21 protein-coding genes are annotated in these 20,102 nt (G+C 73.2%); 11 read left to right on the forward strand and 10 right to left on the reverse strand.

Annotated elements, in window-relative coordinates; translation table 11 throughout:
- Window positions 1-25: 25 nt before the first annotated feature.
- The gene (locus QOZ86_RS02540; RefSeq protein WP_284490379.1) at window positions 26-430 is read right to left on the reverse strand and encodes a DUF2237 family protein; all 405 of its coding nucleotides are present in this window, start codon (window positions 428-430) and stop codon (window positions 26-28) included.
- Between the two features lie 107 nt (window positions 431-537).
- On the opposite strand from QOZ86_RS02540, the gene QOZ86_RS02545 reads away from it, so the two are divergent.
- From QOZ86_RS02545 to QOZ86_RS02560, 4 genes are all read left to right on the forward strand, one after another.
- Window positions 538-2,517 (forward strand): acetoacetate--CoA ligase, encoded by a 1,980-nt coding sequence (locus QOZ86_RS02545; protein WP_284490380.1) that lies wholly within the window; start codon window positions 538-540, stop codon window positions 2,515-2,517.
- A gap of 112 nt (window positions 2,518-2,629) precedes the next feature.
- Complete coding sequence (locus tag QOZ86_RS02550; RefSeq protein WP_284490381.1) at window positions 2,630-3,019, forward strand: acyl-CoA dehydrogenase family protein; 390 nt, start codon at window positions 2,630-2,632, stop codon at window positions 3,017-3,019.
- 15 nt (window positions 3,020-3,034) lie between these two features.
- Window positions 3,035-3,883, forward strand: coding sequence for an acyl-CoA dehydrogenase family protein (locus QOZ86_RS02555; protein WP_284490752.1), 849 nt, complete (start codon window positions 3,035-3,037; stop codon window positions 3,881-3,883).
- A gap of 35 nt (window positions 3,884-3,918) precedes the next feature.
- Window positions 3,919-4,710, forward strand: a complete 792-nt coding sequence (locus QOZ86_RS02560; protein ID WP_284490382.1) for an alpha/beta fold hydrolase — start codon at window positions 3,919-3,921, stop codon at window positions 4,708-4,710.
- Window positions 4,711-4,830: 120 nt separating this feature from the next.
- On the opposite strand, the gene QOZ86_RS02565 is transcribed toward QOZ86_RS02560, so the two are convergent.
- The 4 genes from QOZ86_RS02565 to QOZ86_RS02580 form a co-directional block, all read right to left on the reverse strand.
- Window positions 4,831-5,883: an aromatic acid exporter family protein gene (locus QOZ86_RS02565; protein ID WP_284490383.1), complete on the reverse strand. Its 1,053-nt coding sequence runs from the start codon at window positions 5,881-5,883 to the stop codon at window positions 4,831-4,833.
- A gap of 152 nt (window positions 5,884-6,035) precedes the next feature.
- A complete protein-coding gene (locus QOZ86_RS02570; RefSeq protein ID WP_284490384.1) occupies window positions 6,036-7,274 on the reverse strand; it encodes an MFS transporter in 1,239 nt (412 codons plus the stop codon).
- 163 nt (window positions 7,275-7,437) lie between these two features.
- A complete protein-coding gene (locus tag QOZ86_RS02575; RefSeq protein WP_284490385.1) occupies window positions 7,438-7,953 on the reverse strand; it encodes a cupin domain-containing protein in 516 nt (171 codons plus the stop codon).
- A gap of 69 nt (window positions 7,954-8,022) precedes the next feature.
- Window positions 8,023-9,732 (reverse strand): glycoside hydrolase family 13 protein, encoded by a 1,710-nt coding sequence (locus QOZ86_RS02580; RefSeq protein WP_284490386.1) that lies wholly within the window; start codon window positions 9,730-9,732, stop codon window positions 8,023-8,025.
- Window positions 9,733-9,966: 234 nt separating this feature from the next.
- On the opposite strand from QOZ86_RS02580, the gene QOZ86_RS02585 reads away from it, so the two are divergent.
- Together QOZ86_RS02585 and QOZ86_RS02590 are read left to right on the forward strand one after the other, a co-directional pair.
- The gene (locus tag QOZ86_RS02585) at window positions 9,967-10,344 is read left to right on the forward strand and encodes an FKBP-type peptidyl-prolyl cis-trans isomerase (protein ID WP_284490387.1); all 378 of its coding nucleotides are present in this window, start codon (window positions 9,967-9,969) and stop codon (window positions 10,342-10,344) included.
- A gap of 151 nt (window positions 10,345-10,495) precedes the next feature.
- A complete protein-coding gene (locus QOZ86_RS02590) occupies window positions 10,496-11,200 on the forward strand; it encodes a DsbA family oxidoreductase (protein ID WP_284490388.1) in 705 nt (234 codons plus the stop codon).
- Here QOZ86_RS02590 and QOZ86_RS02595 read toward each other — a convergent pair.
- The 3 genes from QOZ86_RS02595 to QOZ86_RS02605 all read right to left on the reverse strand — a co-directional run bounded on the left by QOZ86_RS02595 (window position 11,197) and on the right by QOZ86_RS02605 (window position 12,712).
- A complete protein-coding gene (locus tag QOZ86_RS02595; protein ID WP_284490389.1) occupies window positions 11,197-12,159 on the reverse strand; it encodes an NAD(P)H-dependent flavin oxidoreductase in 963 nt (320 codons plus the stop codon). The genes QOZ86_RS02590 and QOZ86_RS02595 overlap by 4 nt on opposite strands.
- Before the next feature lie 17 nt (window positions 12,160-12,176).
- Window positions 12,177-12,419, reverse strand: coding sequence for an acyl carrier protein (locus tag QOZ86_RS02600; protein ID WP_284490390.1), 243 nt, complete (start codon window positions 12,417-12,419; stop codon window positions 12,177-12,179).
- A gap of 74 nt (window positions 12,420-12,493) precedes the next feature.
- Window positions 12,494-12,712, reverse strand: coding sequence for a hypothetical protein (locus QOZ86_RS02605; protein WP_284490391.1), 219 nt, complete (start codon window positions 12,710-12,712; stop codon window positions 12,494-12,496).
- Window positions 12,713-12,933: 221 nt separating this feature from the next.
- Between QOZ86_RS02605 and QOZ86_RS02610 the strand changes: the two genes are divergently transcribed.
- Window positions 12,934-13,056: a hypothetical protein gene (locus tag QOZ86_RS02610; RefSeq protein ID WP_284490392.1), complete on the forward strand. Its 123-nt coding sequence runs from the start codon at window positions 12,934-12,936 to the stop codon at window positions 13,054-13,056.
- Window positions 13,057-13,084: 28 nt separating this feature from the next.
- On the opposite strand, the gene QOZ86_RS02615 is transcribed toward QOZ86_RS02610, so the two are convergent.
- Window positions 13,085-13,699: an oxidoreductase gene (locus QOZ86_RS02615; protein WP_284490753.1), complete on the reverse strand. Its 615-nt coding sequence runs from the start codon at window positions 13,697-13,699 to the stop codon at window positions 13,085-13,087.
- A gap of 19 nt (window positions 13,700-13,718) precedes the next feature.
- Window positions 13,719-14,246, reverse strand: a complete 528-nt coding sequence (locus QOZ86_RS02620; RefSeq protein ID WP_284490393.1) for an oxidoreductase — start codon at window positions 14,244-14,246, stop codon at window positions 13,719-13,721.
- A 221-nt stretch (window positions 14,247-14,467) separates the two neighbouring features.
- Between QOZ86_RS02620 and QOZ86_RS02625 the strand changes: the two genes are divergently transcribed.
- The 4 genes from QOZ86_RS02625 to QOZ86_RS02640 all read left to right on the forward strand — a co-directional run bounded on the left by QOZ86_RS02625 (window position 14,468) and on the right by QOZ86_RS02640 (window position 20,071).
- Complete coding sequence (locus QOZ86_RS02625; RefSeq protein WP_284490394.1) at window positions 14,468-16,282, forward strand: phosphoenolpyruvate carboxykinase (GTP); 1,815 nt, start codon at window positions 14,468-14,470, stop codon at window positions 16,280-16,282.
- A 198-nt stretch (window positions 16,283-16,480) separates the two neighbouring features.
- Entirely contained in the window at window positions 16,481-17,695 is a 1,215-nt protein-coding gene (locus QOZ86_RS02630; protein ID WP_284490395.1) for an MFS transporter, read from the forward strand.
- A gap of 259 nt (window positions 17,696-17,954) precedes the next feature.
- Entirely contained in the window at window positions 17,955-19,481 is a 1,527-nt protein-coding gene (locus tag QOZ86_RS02635) for a tripartite tricarboxylate transporter permease (RefSeq protein ID WP_284490396.1), read from the forward strand.
- Window positions 19,478-20,071, forward strand: a complete 594-nt coding sequence (locus QOZ86_RS02640) for a tripartite tricarboxylate transporter TctB family protein (RefSeq protein ID WP_284490397.1) — start codon at window positions 19,478-19,480, stop codon at window positions 20,069-20,071. The genes QOZ86_RS02635 and QOZ86_RS02640 overlap by 4 nt, the downstream gene beginning before the upstream one ends.
- Window positions 20,072-20,102 lie beyond the last annotated feature (31 nt).

The raw sequence follows: 20,102 nt of genomic DNA on the forward strand, positions 1-20,102 counted from the left end.
CGCCCGAGCATCCGGGCGCGCGCGTTCATTCCAGGCCGCTGGCGTCCTCGGGCACGTCGACGGCGTACCGGCGCAGCGCCTCGAGCGGGACGACCTCCAGCGCGCGGGCGTTGGTGGCGGCCAGCACGACCCCCGACGCCGCACCGGCCTGGTAGGCCTGCAGCCACCGGACGGCGACGACGCACCACCGGTCGCCCGGCCGCAGCCCCGGGAAGCCGTACTCCGGACGCGGGGTGGTGAGGTCGTTCCCCAGCTCCCGCTGCATCGCCAGGAACTCGGTGGAGACGACGGCGCAGACCGTGTGCCGGCCGACGTCGTCCGGCCCGGAGGCGCAGTGCCCGTCGCGGTAGAAGCCGGTCACCGGGTCGGTGCCGCACGGTTCCAGCGGGCCGCCGAGGACGTTGCGCTCGTCGGCGGGGTCGGGGAGCACGCCGCTCAGGATGCCGCCAGGGGGCCTCGTCGGCCAGGCGGCCCGTCTCCCGCACGACGGAGGAGTGCGGCGTGGACCGGGCCGGCCGGGAGTGGCATCGTGCGGGCGTGTCCGCTCCCGAGGTCCTGTGGCAGCCCACCCCCGAGACGATCGCCGGTACCCGCATCGCCGCCTTCGCCGCCTGGGTGGCCGAACGGCGCGGGCTGTCCTTCGGCGACCCCCCGGACCACGACGCGCTGTGGCGGTGGTCCGTGGAGCACCTCGACCAGTTCTGGGGCGACTTCGCCACGTGGAGCGGGGTGCTGCCCGGCGTCCCCGACGACGAGGTGCTGACCGACCGGCGGATGCCCGGCGCCGTCTGGTTCCCCGGGCGGACGGTCAACTACGCCGAGCAGGCCTTCCGGGCGGCGACCGACCAGCATCCCGCGCTGGTCGCCGTCGCCGAGGACACCGAGCCCGTCGAGATCTCCTGGGCGGCGCTGCGCGGGCAGGTCGGCGCCTTCGCCGCGACGCTGCGCCGGCTCGGCGTGCAGCGCGGCGACCGGGTCGTCGGCTACCTGCCGAACGTCCCCGAGGCGATCGTCGCGTTCCTCGGTGCGGCGGCGGTGGGTGCCGTGTGGTCCTCGTGCGCGCCGGATTTCGGCACCCGCGCCGTCCTCGACCGGTTCGCCCAGATCGAGCCCACGGTGCTGGTCGCCGTCGACGGCTACCGGTTCAACGGCCGGGACCACGATCGGCGGGCCGTCGTCGCGGAGCTGCGCGCCGGCCTGCCCACGGTGCGGACGACGATCGCCGTCCCCCGGATCTTCCCCGGCGAGCTCCCCGACGGCGCCCTGCCCTGGGCCGAGGCGGTCGCCGACGGGCAGGAGCCGGCGTTCGAGCCGCTGCCCTTCGACGCCCCGCTGTGGATCGTCTACTCCTCGGGCACCACCGGGCTGCCGAAGGGCATCGTCCACGGCCACGGTGGCGTCGTGCTCGAGCAGCGCAAGTGGGGGGAGCTGCACAACGACCTCGGCCCGGGAGAGCGCTTCTACTGGTACACGTCGACGGCCTGGATGATGTGGAACGTCGTCGCCTCGTCCCTGCTCTGCGGGGCGACGGCGATCCTGCACGACGGCGCGCCGGCGTATCCCGCGGTCGACGCGCAGTTCGCTCTCGCCGCCCGGGTGGGCATCACCCAGCTCGGCACGAGCGCCGGCTACCTCACCGCCGGCATGAAGGCCGGCATCCGGCCGCGGGATTCCTACGACCTGTCGGCGCTGCGCCTCATCGGCTCGACCGGGTCTCCGCTGCCCACCGCGGCGTACCACTGGGTGTACGAGGCGGTGTCCGACGACGTCCAGCTGGTGTCGGCGTCCGGCGGCACCGACGTCGCGACCGGGTTCATCGGCAGCTCACCGCTGCTGCCGGTGACCGCGGGGGAGCTGCAGCGGCCGATGCTCGGCGTCGCCGCGGCCTCGTGGAACGAGGACGGCGAGCCGGTGACCGGCGAGCTGGGCGAGCTGGTCATCACCGAGCCGATGCCGTCCATGCCCCTGTACTTCTGGAACGACCCCGACGGCAGCCGCTACCGGGAGGCCTACTTCGAGCCGTGGCCCGGGGTGTGGCGGCACGGCGACTGGCTGGAGATCACCGACCGCGGCACCTGCCTGATCACCGGCCGGTCGGACTCCACCCTCAACCGAGGTGGGGTCCGCATGGGCACCGCCGACATCTACGCCGTCGTCGAGGCGTTTCCCGAGGTCGCCGACTGCGTGGTGCTCGGGGTGGAGCTGCCCGACGGCGGCTACTGGATGCCGCTGTTCGTGCAGCTCGCGCCGGGGGAGGAGCTCACCGGCGAGCTGGTGGGCCGGCTGAAGGCGGAGATCCGGGCGCAGGCCAGCCCGCGGCACGTACCCGACGAGGTCATCGCCGTCCCCGGCGTGCCGCACACCCGCACCGGCAAGCGGCTGGAGGTGCCGCTCAAACGGCTGTTCCAGGGCGTCGACCCGGCGAAGGCGGTCAACACCGGCACGGTCGACGACGCCTCGCTGGTCGAGCACTACGTCGCGCTGGCGCAGCAGCGCGGCTCGACCCGCACCGGCTGATGTGGAGCCGCGCCACGGCGCGGCCCCGCGTCAGCCGGCGCGGCTCAGCACCCGGCGTGAGGCTGGTCACGGACGCGGATGGTGACGGCGTGCGAGGGGAACCTGCAGTCGCATGACCACCGACGAGATCCTCGAGCCGCAGCCGCCGGCGCTGCTGCCGCCGTGGCAGACCCCGGAGCGGGAGCAGCTGCAGGAGCAGGCCCGCCGGTTCGCCACGGACGAGGTGCTCCCGGTCGCCGACGAGCTCGACCCGCAGAAGGGCGAGATCCCGGCGTCCCTGCTGGCCCGCCTGGCCGAGCTCGGCTACTTCGGCATCACCGTGCCCGCCGAGCAGGGCGGGCTGGGCCTGGGCGTCTTCGAGTACTGCATGGTCAGCGAGGAGCTGGCCCGGGCGTGGATGTCGACCGCCAGCATCCTGGCCCGGTCCCAGGGCCTCGGGACGGCGGTTCTCGACGCCGACCGCCGGCACGAGCTGCTGGGGCGCAGCGCCCGCGGCGAGTGAATCGGCGCGATCGCGCTGTCCGAGCCCGACGCCGGCTCCGACCTCGCCGGGGTCTCCACCCGCGCCGTCCTGGACGGCGACGAGTGGGTGGTCACCGGCCACAAGCGCTGGTGCGGCAACGCCAAGGCCGCCGACTTCATCCAGGTGCTGGTGCGCGAGCGCGACGCGGAGCCGGGGGAGTCCCGCTCGGCCGGCCTGGTGAACCTGCTGCTGGAGAAGGAGCGCGGGCAGTTCCCCGAGGGGCTCACCGGCTCCCCGATCGACAAGATCGGCTACCACGGGTTCCTCGCCTGGGACCTCGCCTTCGACGGCGTGCGGATCCCTCGCGAGAACGTGATCGACGAGGCCCGGGCCGCGCGCGAGGAGAGCGACGCCGAGGGGGAGGCCGCGACGCAGGCGGGCTTCGCCGAGGCGCAGAAGTTCCTCAACACCGCCCGCGTGCACACCGCGGCCCGGGCCGTCGGGCTGGCGCGGGCCGCGCTCGAGGACTCGATCCGCTACCTGCAGGAGCGCGAGCAGTTCGGCCACCCGATCGGCGACTTCCAGGCGCTGCGGTTCGCCGTCGCCGAGATGGCGTCGCAGATCGAGCAGTCGCGCGCCTTCTACCGGCAGGTCGCCCACCTGCTCGACCTCGGCATCCCCTGCGCCAAGGAGGCGTCGATGGTCAAGCTGGAGGCCACCGAGATGTCGGTGCGGGTGACCAACCAGGCCATGCAGCTGCACGGCGGCAACGGCTACACCACCGAGCGCCAGGTGGAGCGGCACTGGCGCGACGCCCGGCTCACCACGATCTTCGAGGGCACCAGCGAGATCCAGAAGCGGATCATCAGCGACCGCCTGCTGCCCCGGAGCCCGTTGAGCTGAGGCGTCGCCGTGGCGTGGCCGGGTAGGGCCGTCCGGTGAATCTCTCCGCGCACCGCACCGGATCCGGTCCACCCCTCGTGCTCGTCCACGGTCTGGGAGGTTCCTGGCGCACGTGGGAGCCGGTCCTCCCCGGTCTGTCCGCCGAGCGGGAGGTCATCGCCGTCGACCTCCCCGGCTTCGCGGGAGACACCCCGCCGCTGCCCGATCCGATCCTCGCCGGGCTCAACGACGCCCTGCAGGAGTGGCTGGTCGCCGAGGGGCTGGCCGACGTGCCGTTGGTGGGCACCTCGCTGGGCGCCCGGATGGTGCTGGAGCTCAGCCGCCGGGGGATCGGGCGGCACAACGTCGCGCTGGACCCGGGCGGCTTCTGGACCGACCGGGAGGCGGCGGTCTTCCGCGCCAGCATCGCCGCGTCGGTCGCCCTGCTGCGCCGGATCCGCCCGGTCCTGCCCGCGGTGCTGGGCAACCCGGTCGGCCGGACGGCGTTGCTCGCGCAGTTCTCCGCCCGTCCGTGGGCGCTGGACGCCGACGTCGTCCGCACCGAGCTCGAGGGCTACGTCGCCTCGCCGTCCTTCGACGCCGTGCTCGACGACCTGGCCCGGGGCCCGCGGCAGGAGGGTGCGCCGGCCGGCACGGTGCCCGGGCGGCTGACCATCGGGTGGGGCCGCCGCGACCGGGTGACCCTGGCCCGCCAGGCGTCCCGGGCCGCCGCGGCGTTCCCCGACGCCGAGCTGTACTGGTTCGCGCACTCGGGGCACTTCCCGCTGTGGGACCGACCGGCGGAGACCGTCCGGCTGGTCCTGGAGCGGACCGGCCCGCCGAGCTGAGCCGTCCGGGCCCGCGAGTGCGCGCTGGACGTGGTCACGAGCGGGGCGGAACCACGATCAGCGCGCAACCGCTGGGTCAGGGCAGCGCGGAGGATCCTCCGGCCTCGACCTGGTCGAGGGTCAAGAGTCGCCAGCAGCGGGGCGCACCGCGGCCAGCGACCGGCGGACGTTCTCGACGATGTTCCCGGCCTCGAACAGGTCGTCGTCGGTGGTGGCCCGGGAGCGGCGCAGCTCGGCGGTGAACGCCTCGACGGCGGCGTCCGCCCGGCCGATCGCCTCCGGGTCGGCCGCCGCCCCGGCGACCGACCGCAGCGCATCGGCCAGCGCGGCGAGGGTCTGGGCCGCCGCGGGGCGCAGGTGCGGCCCGAGCGCCACCCGCTCGTTCTCCGCGATCTCCGTCTCGGCGATGACCAGGGTGAGGTCCTCGACCAGGAGGGTCAGGCTCTCCAGCGCGCGCGCCTGCCGGTACAGCCGCTCGGCGGCGTCCCGGTACCTCCGGGCGCGGCGGTTCCCGCGGCGGGCCTCGTCGGTCTGCTGCACCGCCGCACGCATCTGGGCGAGCAGCGGATCGATCGTGCGCTTCCGCCCGCGCCACTCGTCCTGCGTCGGTGGGTGCTCCTGCCGCAACCCGTCCACGAGGTCGTCGAGCTGCCCGGCGAGGGTGTCGCGCAGCGCCGCCAGGGTCTGCTCCGCCGGGGCCAGCGGCAGCGGCGGGAACGCCGCCGCCACGGCGACGCCGACGAGGGCGCCGAGGAAAGTGACACCTCCGAGGCCCAGGACGTAGGCGACCGGGTTGTCGTGGCCGATGATCAGCACGAACAGGGCAGACGTGGGGAGCCAGCTGCTGGGGCTGCCGAGCCGCTGCCAGCCGGCCAGCAGCACGCCGACGGCCACGACCACGGTCACGGTGAACAGCCGGTGGTCGAACGTGGCGTCCCCGGCGAGGGCGACGGCGGCCCCGATCGCTATGGAGGCGACCGTCTGCGTCGACGTCCGCACCGATCCGGCGAGCGTGGTGGCGGTCGTGGCGATGACCGCGCCGAGCGGGGCGTAGTACGGGTACTCGGCGAGCGGCCCGGGGAGCAGCTGGGCCAGCCACCAGGCCACTGACGCGGCGACGGCCGCCCGGATGGCCAGTCCCATCCGCGGGTGCCGGGCCCACGTGCGCCGCACCGACCCCCATCCGTGGAGAGGGCGTCGGGGGGCCCCGCCGGAAGGGGAGTTGGCGTGCTGCATCGTCGTCCTGCCCGTCCCCATCGCTCGTCCGCCCGGTTCCGCATTGCACCACGGCGGACCTGCCCCGTCGCCGGAGGCAGGTGCCCCGCTCAGGCCGTCGGCGCGGCGTCGTCGGCGTGCGCGATGTGGGCCAGCTCCCGCCAGATCAGCGCCAGGATGACCGCCGACCCGACGAAGGCGAACCAGAACGGGGCGGTGAGGCCCCACGCGTCGGCGAGCAACCCGCCGGCGAGCTGACCGAGCACGATGCCGCCGACGACGCCGATCATGTAGACGCTGCCCACCCGGCCCTGCAGGGGGAGGGGGACCGCGCGCATGCGCACCGTCCGCGACGTCGTCCCCCAGACGAAGGCGTGCGCGCCGAAGACGAACAGGATCGCCGTCGCCACCCAGGCCGTCGTGGTCAGCGCCAGCCCGAGGTGGGTGGACGTCTCGATCACCAGGCCCACGCGCATGAGCGCCGCGAGGCTGACGTGCCGGGCCAGCCAGTCGTAGGACGCGGTGCCGAGGAGGCCGCCCACGGCCGTCACCGTGGTCAGCAGCCCGAACCCGATCGCACCGAGGCCCAGCCGCTCGGTCGCGTAGAGCACCAGCACCGACCAGGCAGCGCCGTAGGTGACGTTGAAGGTGACGATCGTGAGGGTCAGGGTGCGGACCGGACCGTTCCCCCACGTCCAGCGCAGCCCCTCGGCGATCTCCCGGCCGACGTGCCGATCCGCGGTCGTCACCGGCAGCGGCGGCAGGACCATCCGCGAGACCAGGAGCGCGCCCAGGGCGACGCACACCCCCTGCACGAGGAACGGCCAGGCCGTGCCGGCGGCGAACAGCACCGCTCCGACCGCGGGGCCGGCGAGCTGGTTCATGGTCAGCGCCCCGGCCATGAGCCGGGCGTTCCCGGTGCCCAGGTCCGCCCGGGCGACCACCATCGGCAGCAGCGTCCCGGTGGTGGTGTCGGCGAACGCCTCCGCCGTCCCCAGCAGGAACATCGCGACCAGCACGACGCCGATGTCCACCGCGCCGGTGACCAGCACGAGGGTGAGGACGGCGAGGACGCCGGTCCGCAGGAGGTCGACGGCGACCACGAGCAGCCGGCGGTCGACCCGGTCGGCGAGAACCCCGGCGTACAACCCGAACAGCAGCCACGGCAGCCGCTGGAGCAGCCCGGCGAGTGCGACGAGGAACGGGTCGGAGGTCTGCGAGGCGACCAGCAGCGGCCCGGCGGCCAGGGCGATGCCGTCGCCGAGATTCGAGATCCAGGACGAGCCGACCAGCCAGCGGAACGGCGTTCCCATGCGGGCGGGCAGCACCGCCTCGACGACCCGCCCCACGGGGAAGGACCTTAGGTCAGCGAACCTTCGCCGCACCGTTCCCCGCGGGTTCGGGGGCCGCGCCCTGCAGATCCCCTGTCAGCACATCGGCCGGTTCGACCACGACAGCGGCGAGGCTGCCCGGCGAGGGCGCGCGGGCGCCCTGCGGCCGGTGCTCGGACGGTCACCAGGCCGGCGGCGTCAGCCCGTACCGCCGGACGACGTCGGCCTGCCACTCGGGGTCGCCGAACTCCAGGCCGTAGGAGGCCGCGAGCGCGACGAAGGCCGCCGGCTCGGTCCCCGCCTCGGCGAGGTCGGCGACGTCCCGGAAGAACAGCTTGAAGCCGGCCGGGCTGATGATCTCGATCATGCGGGCCGGCGTGGCGCCGGCGTTCCACATGGCGTGCAGCTCGCCCCGCGGCTTGGTGATGTAGCCGCCCGGGCCCAGGACGGCCTCCCGGTCACCGGACCGGAAGCCGATCTCACCCTCGACCACGATCGAGTACTCGTCCTCGCGGGTGTGCAGGTGGGCCGACACGTACGCGCCCACCTCGAACGGGTGCTCGACCACCGCCAGCGAGCCGCCGGTGTCGGCGCCCGCCAGCTTGAACACCACGCCCACGCCGTCGCCGAGGTCGGCCGCCCGCCCCTGTCCGGGGCGCACCACGGTGAGCGGTGGTGCCTCGCTGCCGTCGTCCATGGCTCCCCCCGAGGTCGTGCCCGGTCGCGCCATGCTCGCGCGGCGGCCGCACGCTGTCGAGGAGCCGGCTCACGGCAGGCGCAGCACGCGGGCCTCCCACGGGCGCAGCTCGGCGGGGTCGTCGTCGGGCAGGTTGCCCAGCACCAGCTCGGCCGCCGGCGCCTCGGGCAGCAGCTCGGCCAGCCGGTAGGCCGTCCGGCTGAGGTTGCAGACGACGAGCAGGGCCTCGCCCCCGAGCCGCCGGGTGAAGGCGTACACGTCGTCGTGGTCGGGCAGCAGCATCGTGAAGTCACCGAGCGCGACGACGTCGTCGTCGCGCCGCAGCGCGATCAGCCGCCGGTGGTGGGCCAGCACCGAGGTCTCGTCGTCCCGCTGGGCGGCGACGTTCCACTCGCCGCAGTCGGGGTTGACCCCGATCCACGGTGTCCCGGTGGTGAAGCCGGCGTTCGGGGTGGTGTCCCACTGCACCGGGGTGCGCGCGTTGTCCCGGCTCATGGTCCGCAGGGCGTCGAGCACGTGCGCCGGGTCGTCCCCGGCCGACACCGCCTGCACGTGGTGGTTGAGCGACTCGACGTCCCGGAACTCCTCCAGGGCCGCGAAGGGGAAGTTCGCCATCCCGATCTCCTCGCCCTGGTAGACGTAGGGCGTCCCGCGGTGCAGGTGCAGCAGGGTGGCCAGGCAGGTCGCGGAGTCGCGCCGGTACGCGGGGGAGTCGTCACCGAACCGGGAGACCGCCCGCGGCTGGTCGTGGTTGTCCCAGTAGAGCGAGTTCCACCCCGTCTCGGCCAGCCCGGCCTGCCAGCGGCCGAACGAGGCCTTGAGGTCGCGCAGCCGCAGCGGGTGGATGTCCCACTTCGACGTCCCGTGGTCCAGGCCCACGTGCTCGAACTGGAAGACCATGTCCACCTCGCCGCGGCCCGGGTCGGTGAACAGCCGCGCCTGCTCCACCGTCACGCCGGGCATCTCGCCCACGGTCAGCACCGCGTCCGGGCGCCCGGCGAACACCTCGAGGTGCATCTCCTGCAGGAACTCGTGGATCCGCGGCCCGCACAGGTAGGACGCCGAGCCGTCACCCAGGGCCGAGCCCGGCAGCGGCGGCCCGTCGTGCAGGTGCCCGTCCTCTCCGACGTCCTTGCTGATCATGTTGATGACGTCCATGCGGAAGCCGTCGACCCCGCGGTCGAGCCACCACCGCATCATCGCGTAGACCGCCTGCCGGACGTGCGGGTTCTCCCAGTTGAGATCGGGCTGGCGGCGGTCGAACAGGTGCAGGTAGTACTCGCCGGAGGCCTCGTCGAGCTCCCACACGGACCCGGAGAAGAACGACTGCCAGTTCGTCGGCTCCGCACCCGGCACGCCGGCGGCCATCCCGGCGCGCGGCGGCCGCCACCAGTACCAGTCGCGCTTCGGGGAGTCCTTCGACGACCGCGCCTCGGCGAACCACGGGTGCTGGTCGCTGGTGTGGTTGACCACCAGGTCCATGACCAGCCGCATCCCCCGCGCGTGCATCGCGGTGATGAGCTCGTCCAGCTGCTCCAGCGACCCGAACAGGGGGTCGATGTCCTGGTAGTCGCTGATGTCGTAGCCGTTGTCGGCCTGCGGTGAGGGGTAGACCGGCGACAGCCAGACGACGTCGACGCCGAGGTCGGCCAGGTGGTCCAGCCGCAGCAGGACGCCGCCGAGGTCACCGATCCCGTCGCCGTCGGAGTCCATGAAGGAGCGCGGATACACCTGGTAGACGACGGCGCGGGTCCACCACGGGGGCTGGTCAGCGGCCATGGGTTCAGCCCAGCACGCCGCGCGGCCGCGCGCACGGTGGTCGGGGCGGCCGGATCGGCTGAGCGCGCCGGCCTCACCGACCGGTCGCCGACCTCGTGCTGGACCGCGAGGACGGCGGCCGCGGCGCGTAGGCGGCGACGGGGTCGGCCGACCCGGTCCCGAGCCGGTGCCCGCCGCCGCTGCTTGGATGGAGCCCGACGGCGTCGGGAGAGCCCCGGCGCGGGAAGGAGAACCGTGCCCGAGCTGACCCGACCGGACGTCGAGCCGCCCACCGGGCCCGCCCCCGACGACCTGGTGATCGAGGACCTCGTCGTCGGCGACGGTCCCGAGGCCAAGGCCGGCGACCTGGTGAGCGCCCACTACGTCGGCGTCACCCACGACGGCGGCGAGCAGTTCGACGCCTCCTGGGACCGCGGCGACCCGCTGGAGTTCCGGGTGGGCGTCGGCATGGTCATCCAGGGCTGGGACGAGGGCATCGTCGGCATGAAGGTCGGTGGTCGTCGGCGGCTCACCATCCCGGCGCACAAGGCCTACGGCGAGCGCGGCGCCGGCGGCGTCATCAAGCCCGGCGCGACGCTGGTGTTCGTCGTCGACCTCGTCGGCGTGCGGTAGCACTGCGGTCCTCCGGACCGCACCGCGGCCACGTGCCGTCCCCTTGTCGCGCCGAGCCGCTGCGTCGTGCCTGCGCGGACCTCCGGGTCCACTCGGCGCGACCAGGCGGGGCACGCGGAATCGGTGAAAGGGCAACGACGTTGGGCCGGGCATGCGCGTAGAGGTCTGGTCCGACGTCGTGTGCCCGTGGTGCTACATCGGCAAGCGCCGCCTGGAGACGGCGCTGGCGGAGTTCCCGCACCGCGACCAGGTCGAGGTCGTGTGGCGGTCCTTCCAGCTCGACCCGTCCGCGCCCGAAGGCGAGACGCACCCGACGCTCCCGGCGCTGGCCCGCAAGTACGGCACCAGCGAGGAGCAGATGCGGCAGAACATGGCGCACGTCGAGCAGGTCGCCGCCGACGAGGGCCTTGAGTACCACCTGGTCGACGGCGTCAGCGGCAACACCCTGCTCGCCCACGAGCTGCTGCACCTGGCCGCCGAGCACGGGAAGCGCAACGAGCTCAAGGAGCTCCTCCTGCACGCCTACTTCGAGGAGGGCCGGCCGGTCTTCGACGTGGAGTCCCTGGTGCCGTTCGCGGTGCAGGTGGGCCTCGACGAGGCCGAGGTGCGCGCGGCGCTGGCCGACCGCCGCTACCTGGCCGCGGTCCGTCAGGACGGCGCGACCGCCCAGGCGCTCGGCGCGACGGGCGTCCCGTTCTTCGTCGTGGACCGGAAGTACGGCGCCGCAGGTGCGCAGCCGGCCGAGTTGCTCCTCCAGGTCCTCGAGCGCGCCTGGGCCGACGCGAACCCGGTCACCGTCCCGCCGGCCGGGTCCCCGCCCGCCCACGCCTGCGACGACGGCAGCTGCGCGGTCTAGCCCAGCAGCCGCGCGACCGCGCGGAGCGCCTGCTCGGCTGCGGCGTCCAGATCGCGGACGACGTCGGTGGCCGAGCGCTCCGTGGTGACCAGGCCGACCGCCTCCCCCGCGTAGACGGGCGCGGTGACCGGGTTCCCGGTCTCCCGGCCGGCGACCACGAGCTGCCGGGCGTCGGGATCGTCCACCAGCTCCTGCTCGCGCCCGTGCCAGGCGCGGGAGAAGTCGTTGACCAGCGCCCGGCCGGGCCAGCGCTCGGGCCAGGCGAGACCCTCCGCGACGTCGAAGGCGCGGGTCAGCACCGTCTCCTCGCCGGTCGCCTCCCGCACCCGCTCCCGTGCGGCGGCTGAGTTGAGCCCCTCGGTGCAGGACAGCAGCGCCGTGCCGATCCACACCCCGGACGCCCCGGCCGCGAGCGCGGCCGCCATCCCGCGGCCGGTGACGATGCCGCCGGCGGCGACCACCGGTCGATCGGTGAGGGCGAGGACCTCCTGGAGCAGCGGCAACAGGCTCCGGTGACCGGTGTGCCCGCCGGCCTCGGTGCCCTGGGCGACGAGGACGTCCACGCCGGCGTCGAGCGCGAGCCGGGCGTCGGCGACCGTGTTCACCTGGGCCGCCACCGCGATCCCGGCGTCGTGCAGGGGCCCGACGTAGGGCGCGGGGTCGCCGAAGGACACCGACACCAGGTCCGGCCGCGCGGCGATCGTCGCCTCGAGCAGGTCCGGCCGGTCGGCGAGGGTCCACACCATCAACCCGACGCCGAACGGCATCCCGGACCCGGCCGGGACCGCGCACTGCTCGGCGAGGAAGTCGACGCCGTGCTTCCCGCTGATCCCGATCGTCCCCAGCCCGCCGGCGAGCGAGACGGCCGCGGCGAGCCCGCCGCCGGCCACGCCGGCCATGGGTGCCCCGATGACCGGCGTGGTGAGGCCGAAGCGGTGAGTCAGCGCTGTCGTGATCACGACCGCATTCTGGCCCCCTACTGGGTGGCGGGCCCGCCGTGCTCGGTGCCCTCGAGCTTCCGGAGGAGTTCGTGGCAGCGCTTCGCGCGAGCGGAGTCCTGCTCCATGACCTCGCGGAAGAAGCTCGCCACGTCGTCCAGGCCCGCGTTCTCGGCGTCCCGGACGTACTGGCCGTAGTCGTGCCCGGCCTTGAGCGAGTGGTACTGCACGGAGATCAGGTCGAACGTGACGTCGGCGAAGCCGGTCTCACCGGTGGCCATGCGGTCCTCCTTCGTGGGGAGCGGTTCGGACCAGCTCCCGGTGCCCGAGCCGGACCGATCCGTAACATCGCGGCTCAGGTGGACGGCGCCTCCGAGAACGCGCCGCCGGTGACGTCGCCGTCCCCGGCCTCGTCGGACGGCGTCTGGCTCGTGGCGAGCTCGTCCTCGCCCGTGGCCGCCGGATCGTCCCCGGTCGACGCCAGGTCGGCGCCCTGGCCGTAGGCGCCGGGATCGGCCTGCGTGGTGCGTGGGTCGTTGAGCGGATCGGGCACGTCGGGATCGGTGACGGTCATGCGGGCCTCCTTTCCCGGCCCGGCGCGCACGAACCCCTCGCCCGACGCGCGCGACCGGTGCGTTACGCATGCCGACGCCGCTGCGACAGCTGGAGGGGCACGGACGGAGGATCGGCATGACGGTGGCCCGCCCCGATCGAGGACGTCTGGACCGCGCTCACCGAGCCCGACCGGCTCGCCCGCTGGATCGGCACCTTCGAGGGGGAGCGCCGGCCCGGGCGATGGGGTGGCACTGGCACCTGGACGAGCTCGACGCCGAGGTGGGTGGGCGGCCGCCGCCGGGCTCCTGGGACGCCTTCTCCGCGGAGATCGGTCCGGGTCACGGCCGCACGCCCCAGGCCTGACCGCCCTCGACCTCGTCCTGGCGTGCCCTCAGCCTGCGGAGGGCACGGGAGCGGGCTCCCTGACCTGTACCGGGCCGGGTCCGGTCCACGGGCCCAGCCCGTCGAGGAGCCGGTCGCGGGACGCCAGCCGCGGTCCGGCCTGCACCGGGTAGGCGTCGTAGCCGGCCGTGAGCTCGCGGACGGCGTGGACGGCGAAGTTCGGGTCGTCCTGCGCCTCCCGGGCCACCGCGACCAGGTCCGCGGCGCCGCCGGCGACGACCGCCTCGGCCTGCCGGGCGTCGACGATGAGCCCGACGGCCATCGTCGGGATGCCGGCCTCGGCGCGCAGCGTGGCGGCGTAGGGCACCTGGTAGCCGTAGCCGATCGGGTGCTCCCAGCCGCCGCCGATCCCACCCTCGGACACGTCCACGGCATCGATCCCGCGGGCCGCCAGCTCCCGGGCCAGGGCCACGGTGTCCTCCAGGGTGATCCCGTCGCGCGAGCCGTCGACGGCGGAGACCCGCACGATCAGCGGCTTCTCCTCGGGCCACACCGCACGCACGGCGTCGACCACCTCGAGCGGGAACCGCATCCGCGCCTCCCGCGAGCCGCCGTACGCGTCGTCGCGCCGGTTGGTCAGCGGGGAGAGGAACTGGTGCAGCAGTGAAAGGACCCCGTCCTCCTCACGCCTCGCAAGCTCGGCGCGAGCCTCGGGACGGGGCCGGGGCGGCGACGAACGCGTCGCGCACGCCGGCCAGCTCCGCGACGGTGAGCGCGGCGGGCGCCGGCCACCCGTCCCCGGCCGGGACCGCGCTCGCCGAGACCGTCGGCCAGGGGTGCTCACCCGGACGGGCGTTCTCCTCGGTGACCGGGCCACCGCCGTCCCAGGGCCGCCGGCTGCTCGCCTTGGCGCCGGCGTGCGCCAGCTGGATGCCCGCCGCGGCACCCTCGGCGTGCAGGAAGTCGACGACGCGGGCGAGCCCGGGAACGTGCTCGTCGGACCACAGGCCGACGTCGCCGTGGCTGATCCGTCCCTCCGCCGTCACCCCGGTGGCCTCGACGATCACCAGCCCGAAGCCCCCGAGCGCGAATCGGCCGAGGTGGACGAGGTGGTAGTCACCGACGAACCCGTCGGTGACGGAGTACTGGCACATCGGTGCGACCACGAGGCGATTGCGCAGGGTGACTCCGCGGAGGCGGAGCGGCGTCATCAGGGCTGGAGTGTTCACGGGATGTGGCGAACAACGCCGCCCGAAGGGCTGTCCCGAGCTGAAGGCAAGACGTCCTATACGTAACATTCGTCTCGGTTACAGACGCGTCTCGGCGCTTGTACCCTGACCCGATCCGGTCGGCCGCTCAGGCGGCCGCGGTTCGTATGGCACCACCGCCGGTGCAGGACTCCGCCCCGGCAACCCATGAGGATGGAGACGCCGTGACTTCCGTGGCCACCCCCGGTCTGGAGAACGCCCCCACCACGCACGCCCGCCTGCTGGCCTGGGTGCGCGAGATGGCCGAGCTGACGACGCCGGACCGGGTGGTCTGGGTCGACGGCAGCGACGAGGAGTGGGAGCGGCTCACCCAGCAGCTGGTCGACGCCGGCACTTTCACGCGCCTGGAGAAGAAGCCCAACTCCTTCTGGTGCGCCTCCGACCCCAGCGACGTCGCGCGTGTCGAGGACCGCACCTACATCTGCTCGGTCGACGAGGCCGACGCCGGTCCCACCAACAACTGGATGGAACCGGCCGAGATGAAGTCGATCATGACCGGGCTGTACCGGGGGTGCATGCGCGGCCGGACGATGTACGTCATCCCGTTCTGCATGGGCCCGGTCGAGGCCGAGAACCCGATGTTCGGCGTCGAGCTCACCGACTCCGAGTACGTCGTCGTCTCGATGCGGGTCATGGCCCGCATCGGCCAGTACGTGCTGGACGCCATGGGTGAGGACCGGCCCTTCGTGCCGGCCATGCACTCCCTGGGCGCCCCGCTCGACGAGGGGCAGCAGGACGTCCCGTGGCCGTGCAGCGACACCAAGTACATCGTGCACTTCCCCGAGGAGCGGGCCATCTGGTCCTACGGCTCCGGCTACGGCGGCAACGCGCTGCTGGGCAAGAAGTGCTACTCGCTGCGCATCGCCTCGGCCATGGCGCGTGACGAGGGCTGGCTGGCCGAGCACATGCTGATCCTCAAGCTGACCAATCCGCAGCAGAGGACCTACTACATCGCCGCGGCCTTCCCCTCGGCCTGCGGGAAGACCAACCTGGCCATGCTCGAGCCCACCATCCCAGGCTGGAAGGTCGAGACCCTCGGCGACGACATCGCCTGGATGCGCTTCGGCGAGGACGGGCGCCTCTACGCCCTCAATCCCGAGTTCGGTCTCTTCGGCGTCGCGCCGGGCACCGGCTGGGACACCAACCCCAACGCGATGCGCACGATCGACAAGGGCAACTCGGTGTTCACCAACGTCGCCCTGACCGACGACGGCGACATCTGGTGGGAGGGCATGACCGACGAGCCGCCGGCCCACCTGACCGACTGGAAGGGCCGGGACTGGACGCCGGAGTCCGACGAGCTCTCCAGCCACCCGAACAGCCGCTTCTGCACCCCGATCACCCAGTGCCCGATCCTGGCGCCGGAGTACGACGACCCGAAGGGCGTGCCGATCTCGGCGATCCTCTTCGGTGGCCGCCGCAAGACCACGATCCCGCTGGTCAGCGAGGCGCGGGACTGGAACCACGGCGTCTTCATGGGCGCCACGCTCTCCTCGGAGACCACCGCCGCCGCCACCGGGGCCGTCGGCGTCGTCCGCCGCGACCCGTTCGCCATGCTGCCGTTCATCGGCTACAACGCCGGCGACTACTTCGGTCACTGGGTGGACACCGGCAAGCAGCACGACGCCAGCAAGCTGCCGAAGATCTTCTACGTCAACTGGTTCCGCCGCGACGAGGACGGCGGCTTCCTGTGGCCGGGCTTCGGCGAGAACAGCCGCGTGCTCAAGTGGGTCATCGAGCGGCTCGAGGGCACCGCGGCCGCCGTCGAGACCCCCGTCGGCCACGTGCCCACCGTCGACTCGCTCGACGTCTCGGGCCTGGACATGACCCCGGAGCAGGTCGAGGCGGCCCTCGCCGTCAAGCCCGAGGAGTGGCGCGAGGAGATCCCGCAGATCACCGAGTGGTTCGAGAAGTTCGGCGACAAGTTGCCCAGCACCATGTGGGACGAGCTGGAGATCCTGAAGAGCCGGCTCGTGTAAGGCGACCGACCTGGAGGGCCCGGACCGCAGCTGCGGTCCGGGCCCTCGTCGTCCGTGCCCCGCCCCGCCGCCTGCCCGCCACGATCAGCTGACTCGGGCCCAGGGGGTGGTCGCGGCACGGGTCGCCGTCACAGCGCGTCGGCCCCGGGTCGGTTAGCGTGGCTGGGCCCCTTCCAGCTCCCGGAGGCATCCCCGCTCGTGCCCAATCCCTACCTGCAGGTCCTCCGGACGCCGCACGCCCTGCCCATGGTGCTGGCCGCGTTCGTCGGACGGCTGCCGCTGTCCATGGTGGGCCTGGGATCGGTGCTGCTCATCGCGTCGGAGACGGGTTCCTACGGCCTCGGCGGTGCCGTGGCCGCGGTGGGTGCGGTGACCACGGCGATCGCGGGGCCGCTGCTCGGCCGCTGGGCCGACACGCACGGCCAGCGCCGGGTCCTGCTGCCGGTGCTGCTGGTCTTCGTCGCCTCCGGACTGGTCTTCCTTTTCTCCGTGCGCGAAGCCTGGCCGCTCTGGATCGTCTTCGCCTCGGCCGGGGTCGCCGGGGCCTGCATCCCGCCGGTCTCCTCGATGATCCGCGTGCGCTGGACGCACCTGCTGCGCGGCAGCCACCGGCTGCCCACGGCGCTGGCGATGGAGTCGGTCGTCGACGAGTTCGTCTTCATCGTCGGCCCGGTGCTGGTCACGTTCCTGTCGACGACGGGGCACGCGACCTCCGGCGTGGTCACCGCCTTCACCCTCGCCACCGTGGGCAGCCTGCTGTTCGCCGCCCAGCGCCGGACCGAACCCGAGCCACACGGGCACGCGAGCCGGCAGGGCCCGTCGGCGATCCGCACCAGGGGCCTGCGGGTGCTGTTCGTGGTCGGTGCGGCCGTGGGCGCCATCCTCGGAACGCTGGAGATCGCGCTGGTCGCGTTCGCCGACGAGCTCGGCTACAAATCCCTGTCCGGCGTGCTCATCGCCGGACTGGCGCTGGGTTCGATGGTCAGCGGCATCGGCTGGGGTGTCGTGCACTGGCGCGTCCCGCTGCGGCTGCGGCTGGCCGTCGCCCTGGTGGTCCTGACCGTGCTCACCGTGCCGCTGCTGCTGGTCCGGGACGTCTGGCTGATGCTGCCGTTCGTCGTGGTCGCGGGCATCGCCGTCTCGCCGTCGCTGATCAGCTCGTTCACCCTCGCCGAGCTGCTCGTCCCGCGGGCGGCGGTCACCGAGGCGTTCACCTGGATCGGCACCGCGCTCGGGCTGGGCGTGGCGCTGGGTGCCTCGGTCGCCGGCAAGCTCGTGGACGTCTCGGGAGCGAACACCGCCTTCGTCGTGGCCACGGTGGCGGCCGGGATCGCGGCGGTCGTCGTCGCGTGCTTCCAGCGGCTGCTGCACGTGCCGGCCGAGCACGTCTCCGAGCCCGCGCTGGCCGGCTGACCGGGCTCGTCCGCGCCTGCCCGATGCGCGCCACCGGGATGCCTGTGGTCGCTGCCCGGGTTTCCGCGGCTGCTCCACCTGGACCATCGGTGGCGCCGTCGACGGCCCGGAACAGTCGGGTTTTCGGCACGGAGCCCCCCGAGATAACACCTTGGGCAACCTTTGGTCTGACGGTTGACCCATTTGCCCCGGACAGTGTTGGGTTCCCTCTTATGACTCGGCGCACTGCGCCGCCGACCCCGCTCGTCGAGAGGAACACATGCTGTCCGACGCGATCAGCGGGCTGACGCAGGTCTTCCAGCCCGTGCCGCTGGCGCTCATGTTCCTGGGCATCGCCATCGGCTTCGTGGTCGGGGTGCTGCCCGGGCTGGGCGGCGCGGTCACGCTCGCGCTCATGATCCCGTTCACCTTCGACATGCAGCCGGTCGAGGCGTTCGCCTTCCTGCTGGGCATGTGGGTGGTCACCTCGACGACCGGAGACATCACCTCGGTGCTGTTCGGCGTCCCCGGTGAAGCGACCTCGGCGGCGACGGTCCTCGACGGCCACCCGATGACCAAGCGCGGTGAAGGTGGCCGCGCCCTGGGCGCCGTGCTGTTCAGCTCGGCACTGGGTGCGGTCTTCGGCGCGCTCGTCCTCGCCCTGTCCATCCCGGTCATCCGGCCGGTCGTGCTGGCGTTCGCTCCACCGGAGTTCTTCGCGCTGACCATGCTCGGGCTGACGTTCGTCGTCGCGCTGTCCGGCAAGACGCTGCTCAAGGGCTTCGTCATGGCGGCGCTCGGACTGCTGGTCGCCCTCGTCGGCCTGGACCCCCAGGCCGGGATCCCGCGCTACACCTTCGACCAGCTCTACCTCTGGGACGGGATCGGCATCGTCCCGCTCGTGGTCGGCCTGTTCGGCGGCGCCGAGGTCCTGCAGTTGATGCTGAGCAAGCGCAGCATCGCCAGTGGGGGCTCGGCGATCACGCCGGAGACGTCCCTGTCCGGCATCGGCCAGGGCGTCCGCGACGTCCTGCGGCACTGGGGAGTGGTGCTGCGCTCCAGCGCGATCGGCACCGGAATCGGCATCGTCCCGGGGCTGGGTGGGTCGGTGGCCCAGTTCATGGCCTACGGCGCGGCCCAGCAGAGCTCCAAGACGCCGGAGCTCTTCGGCAAGGGAGCGGTCGAGGGCGTCATCGCCTCCGGTGCCGTCAACAACGCGAAGGACAGCGGGTCGCTCATCCCCACGATCGGCTTCGGCATCCCCGGCGGTGCCGGCAGTGCCGTCCTGCTCAGTGCCTTCCTGATCGTTGGCCTGAACCCCGGCCAGGAGATGCTGACCACCGAGCTCGACGTCACCTTCTCCATGATCTGGGTGACGGTCCTGGCGAACTTCATCGCCGTGGCAGCAGCCTTCCTCCTCATCAAGCCGCTCACCAAGCTGACCTTCATCTCCGGCCCGCTGCTCGTGCCGTTCCTCCTGCTGCTCCTCGCGCTGGGCGCCTACACCGCGAGCAACAACTTCGCCGACGTCGTGGTGATGGTCGCCGCCGCCATCGTCGGGGTGCTCTGCATCCGCTACGACTGGCCGCGGGTGCCGTTCCTGCTCGCCGTCGTGCTGGGGTCGTTGGCCGAGCGGTACCTGTTCCTCTCCTACTCGCTGTTCGAGTGGTCCTGGCTGACCCGGCCGATCGTCCTCGGGATCGGCGCGGTCATCGCCCTTGCCGTCCTCGTGCCGGTCGTGCGCCGGCTGCGCGCGCGGTCGCGCGGTTCCCGGGGCACCGACGAGAAGAACGAGGTGGCGGCATGAGTGGCGGCGACGCGGTGCCCGGAACTCCCGCCGCAGGAGCGGGCGCGCCGGCTGCCGAGCGGGCCGCGCGCCGGCCGGCCGACACGGGGGCCACCCTGGTCATCACGGTCCTGCTGCTGGCGCTGTTCGGCTGGGCCTTCCTGGCGACCGGTGAGTGGCCGTCCCAGGCCGCGTTGTTCCCCCGCATGGTGACCGGCGCCGGCTTCGTCCTCTCGGCGCTGCTGCTCTTCCAGTCGCTGGCGGCGCTGTGGAGCGGGCGGTCGGCTGCTGCGCCTGCACCGTCGGGCCCCGGCGGGGACGGCTCCGGGGTCGAGGAGCTGAACGACGACGACGTCGAGTACGTCTTCCAGACCGCCGGTGCCCGCCGCTGGACCGAGGCGATCGGCTGGTGCGTCGGGTTCTTCGCCCTGCTGTACGTCGCCGGCCTCTTCGTCACCGCGCCGGTGTTCTCGTTCCTCTACCTGCGCTTCGCCGGGCAGCGGACGTGGCTGCTCAGCACCGTCTACGCGGTCGTCGTCGGAGCGTTGCTGTACGTGGCCTTCGAGCTCCTGCTCGCCGTCCCGACGCCGCCGGGGCTGTTCCTGGACTGAGCCAACCGCCCCATCTCGCAGGTCGTCACCC

It is taken from the genome of Blastococcus capsensis, assembly GCF_030165005.1.
Taxonomy (GTDB): domain Bacteria; phylum Actinomycetota; class Actinomycetes; order Mycobacteriales; family Geodermatophilaceae; genus Blastococcus; species Blastococcus capsensis.